This window comes from Okeania sp. SIO2B9, from assembly GCF_010672505.1.
Lineage (GTDB): Bacteria > Cyanobacteriota > Cyanobacteriia > Cyanobacteriales > Microcoleaceae > Okeania > Okeania hirsuta.
In genome coordinates this window covers 1-4,134 of sequence record NZ_JAAHGK010000680.1, presented here as the reverse complement: position 1 = coordinate 4,134, position 4,134 = coordinate 1, and the positions used below count along the sequence as shown (strand labels likewise).

Genomic DNA, 4,134 nt, shown 5'->3' with positions numbered 1-4,134 from the left:
AGCTGGTATGTTTCGTTTGTAGCGGTTATACCAACTCCAAATTGCCCCTATAATACTTAATGGAGCGGCCCAAACAGTTAAAGGAAGTTCGTCTGTTGCTACCCCGGCGGCTACATCTACAGCAATGATGCCTACTATAACTAACGCCTGTACCATGACTCGCAATAGAATAGAATTTTCAGGAACAGGTTTAGGTGCTGCTTCTATCTCTCGCCACAGAAGTCCTAATATAGGAAGGTTTCGCACTTCCCAACCAAAAAAATTAGACATAAATTTTGGTAGATGCTTTTCAATAATTAATAATTAATAATTAATTATTAATTATTGCCTCTTCTTTCAAAGGAGAGGATTGAGGAACAGGGAAAATTTTTCTTTATTATCTTCTTAAAAGGTTTATTATAATTGTTTAACTTAAAAATTAAGACGTTTTTTAGTCTGAAACTTCCTCAGAGCAAGAAAGCTTCGTCTCAATCTAAAGTTAAATGACTATATCTCCTTAAAAGGGGAAGCTTTAAACCTCAGTTTTTCGGTAATAACAATTGTAAAACTTTGAAAGCATAGGCACATTATCAAGTCAAAAATCAAAAGTCAAAAGTCAAAAGTGATGACTTACAAGAAAATTTAGAAGTCAAAAGTCAGAAGTGATATTAATGGAACTTAAAACCTCTACTCTACAGTCTAGACTGTTGCCTGTTACCTGTTCCCTCTTGAAGGTGAACCACAAACTTTAAAGATTGCTCCCAGTTGAGGAACTTAATAATTAGCTGATATGTTTCATCTGGTTGTGGGTCAAATAACTCTACACATAGAGTACCTGCATCTGAACGTTCAGCAGTAGCTTCAACTCCTCTTCCTTGAACTTGGAAACTTCCTGCTCCAGGTAATTCACCTTTAATCCTCAAACACGCAGAAGAACGATCTTCAGGAATATAATATTCAGCTTCAATGGTAAGACACCCTAAAGCAGTTTGCCATTCTCTCTTTGTTACTGACTGATTCAAACAACAAGTCAAACTTAAAGATGAGATAATTTCTTGAGCAGCAAGCAAAGACAACAACATCTGTTGCTTTGGAGTTGCAGTATTATAAGCAGTAATATGATTGGAAATCAATTCTCCATCGCGGGTTCCACCTACAAGCACTAAACCAGCTAGTTTATTTAAAGATTGAGATTGGTTTGGGAACAAACTATCCACTGCTCTAACCAATTTACTGCCGGGGAGTAAATCAGATGATACTAAATCCTGACAAGATTGCAAAAGTTGAGCAAAGACAGTCTCCGTTAAAGGTATATTTAACTTACCCCACTTAATATTTTTCATCTGTGATGCCCACAAATTAATATGGGAAAACCAGTTATTTACCTCTACGTCTGGATATTCAGCATCGTAGTTTACCAGATTATTTTCCCAAGGAAATCGTGGGGGTTTAGCTTCAATCTTGGCTTTAAGTCGTTTTTGTAATACAGTCTCGAAACGATTATACACGGTTGGTACTTCTCCGGGTGTAAGTGGCTGACTTTCGTAATCGTAGGGGTAGTCAATTTCTTCAGAATCAAGTGGGTCTAATTCTTCCCACTCTAACTCCTGCACCCTGACTTCTTTTTTTCCATTCTCAATCTTGTTTTGATTTTGCCCTACATTTGATATTTCCTTAGAATTTGGCCCTAATAACCAGTCAAAGAAATTATCCTCGAAAGTTTCCACCTGTTTATTCGTTTCGTTATTCATCAGTTGACGCACTCGCTCCGGAATTTGAATGATTTCGTAATTCCCAGGCAAGTTCGAGTAACTTGTGCCACTTCTTCTTCACCTGGTTTACTTTACGACCTAAAGTCTTCGCGATCGCCTCGTCAGAAAGACCTTTATGCTTCAAATCTAGCAAACTTTTCTGTTCTGCGTCAATTTGGTCATGTAGAGCTGTCCATTCTGTGGGGGTTAAGCCTAAATTATGCTCTAAGTCTGCTTCTAACCATTGATGAACTAATTCCCACCTATGTCCCATGGCAAATTTGAGCAAATGATACTTAAAGCGTTGCTGCAAATAATCCCTTTGTCTGGGAGTAAGATTTAAAATAGATTCTATTTCCCCAGTTGATAAGTCTTGTAAACGCAGTGCAAAGTAGTCTGCACAGTCTTGCTGCTGACGTTCCTCCAGATAGGCCATAAGTTCTTCTATTACCACCTGGCGCAGAGAACCTATATCATCATCTGTATCCTGTCGTGCGGCCATTGCTTCTCGCACTTGTTGGATAGATCCATCATTCCATGTCTTATCTGAGTCGCTAGTTGTTCCCTCTGCTGCTTGGTCAATATCTACAGATGTTTCCTTTGGTTGTTGATGGGAAAATGTTTGAGCACGCAGAATGATTAATTGTTGACTACGACCACCAGACAAAGGTATGCGTCTTTTGCCATAACGCTCTGTAAAGGCCATATACTCTGCTAGTTCTAATAATGTATGGGGAGTGTACATTATTGGCAGCTCAGTTTCTCGTCTAAAAGCATTTAAAGCTTCCAGATAAAATTGTTGTAAAAAGTCTTCGATTAGATTTAATCTTGCCTGATAACTTGATTGTATTTGAGGAGGAGTGATATACCTATAAACAATTGCACTTAGACTACTATGTAAATGTATTCTTCCTTCTCTAGAACCAAGCTTGTAGTAATGTAGGCATTGTCTCAGACGATGTTGAGCTAGGTTCTTTGCCCATTTACTTATTTCCCCCGAAGCTTGAATTCTTTTGCTTTCTATGCAAATTCTTTCTACTTCTTGTTTAATACGCTCTGCTACTGATTGGCAATTTTGCTTTGATGCACGAGTAGATTGCTGAAATTCATCTAGCAAGAGCTTTAAATTTTCTTCGCTAACTTGGCAGATTTCCACCATCATTGTATTAATAAATTAACCACTAATAATTTTTTCTATTCATTACACATACACCCTGATTTCATACAATTTCTGAAAAGACTAAATAATAAATTATGGACTTAGATCAACAAATCCAAACACTCATTAAAAATTCACCTCAAAATGGCAATACAGCAGAAGTTGTTGAAGCAATTACACCTGCCTTGAAACTTTTAGCTCAACAATTACAACATTTAGAGTATTATATTTTGCAAACTAACACACAAAATTGGGTTTTGACTACTCTTGGTCATCGTAATAAATCTGAATTAGAAAAACATGTTATTTACGCTTTTCCTACTCAAAAAGATGCTTCATCTTCTATTGTAGAGGATAATGTAGTTGCTAAACCTGTACCAGTTGTTTATATACTTTTCCAAATGATCGCAATTGAACCTTTAGATAGCCTTGTATTTTTTGAACATCCTGGGAATTTAACAACAGCTACAGAAGTTAAAAGAGAGGATGTCCAAAAGCTGATAAGTATATATCTCCAACAGTATCAGGCATCCTCTCATTCCCACTCTAGCAAAATTCCTCCAGATATTGCTTAAGATGTTGAGATATTCTCACAATTAAGGGAACAGGGAACAGGGAACAGGGAACAGTGGCAAAAGTTTTTCTCTGTCTCAGGTTCATCATCAACATAAGTCCTAACCAACTCGTTCCTTGCTATATTAATTAATAATTTAACTACCTCAAATAAACAGAGAAAATCGAATTTAGCATACCAAAGTTAAACTCATCTGAAGACAGATTAGATTGCTATAAAAAGATTAATAGGTCTAAATCAATGAATTGCCTTTATTAAGTTTTATCCTACTGCTAGTATTAATTAACTCCTAGCTAAATTATTAAAAGATACTAAAAGCTAATACAGCCGACTTAAAACATAGTCAGTAAGATTAATCAGAGCTTGACGAGAATCACAATCTGGCAAAGATTGTAAATGTTCAACACCCATTTTCGCGTATTTAGTAGCTAATTCCTGAGATTTTTCAATACCGTGACTATCTTTAATTAATTGGATTGCCTCTTCTAAATCACCATCTTGGGCTAATTCTCTTTCGATTAGTTTTTCTAAAGTTGGCTTTTCTGCTAAGGCATATAATGTAGGTGCTGTCAAGTGGCCACTTTTCAGATCTGAACAAGCAGGTTTTCCTAGAGATTCTGTTACACTTGTAAAATCTAGTATGTCATCTACTATCTGAAATGCCAAACCTA

Annotated in this window: 4 protein-coding genes and 1 pseudogene; 1 reads left to right on the top strand and 4 read right to left on the bottom strand. The window is 36.5% G+C overall.

The genetic code is table 11. From position 1 onward, the window contains the following. The 3 genes and pseudogenes from F6K13_RS21520 to hetZ all read right to left on the bottom strand — a co-directional run. Positions 1-270 (bottom strand): annotated as a pseudogene (locus tag F6K13_RS21520) (transglutaminase); the annotation flags it as partial. 401 nt (positions 271-671) lie between these two features. Then, entirely contained in the window at positions 672-1,730 is a 1,059-nt protein-coding gene (locus tag F6K13_RS21515; RefSeq protein ID WP_124147030.1) for a hypothetical protein, read from the bottom strand. Next, the gene (gene hetZ, locus F6K13_RS21510) at positions 1,723-2,889 is read right to left on the bottom strand and encodes a heterocyst differentiation protein HetZ (RefSeq protein ID WP_124147037.1); all 1,167 of its coding nucleotides are present in this window, start codon (positions 2,887-2,889) and stop codon (positions 1,723-1,725) included. Before hetZ ends, F6K13_RS21515 begins: the two co-directional genes overlap by 8 nt. A 95-nt stretch (positions 2,890-2,984) precedes the next feature. On the opposite strand from hetZ, the gene F6K13_RS21505 reads away from it, so the two are divergent. Further along, entirely contained in the window at positions 2,985-3,464 is a 480-nt protein-coding gene (locus F6K13_RS21505) for a hypothetical protein (protein ID WP_124147029.1), read from the top strand. A gap of 317 nt (positions 3,465-3,781) precedes the next feature. Here F6K13_RS21505 and F6K13_RS21500 read toward each other — a convergent pair. Then, the coding region (locus F6K13_RS21500; protein WP_287288329.1) for a polyprenyl synthetase family protein at positions 3,782-4,134 on the bottom strand (353 nt) is incomplete at its 5' end.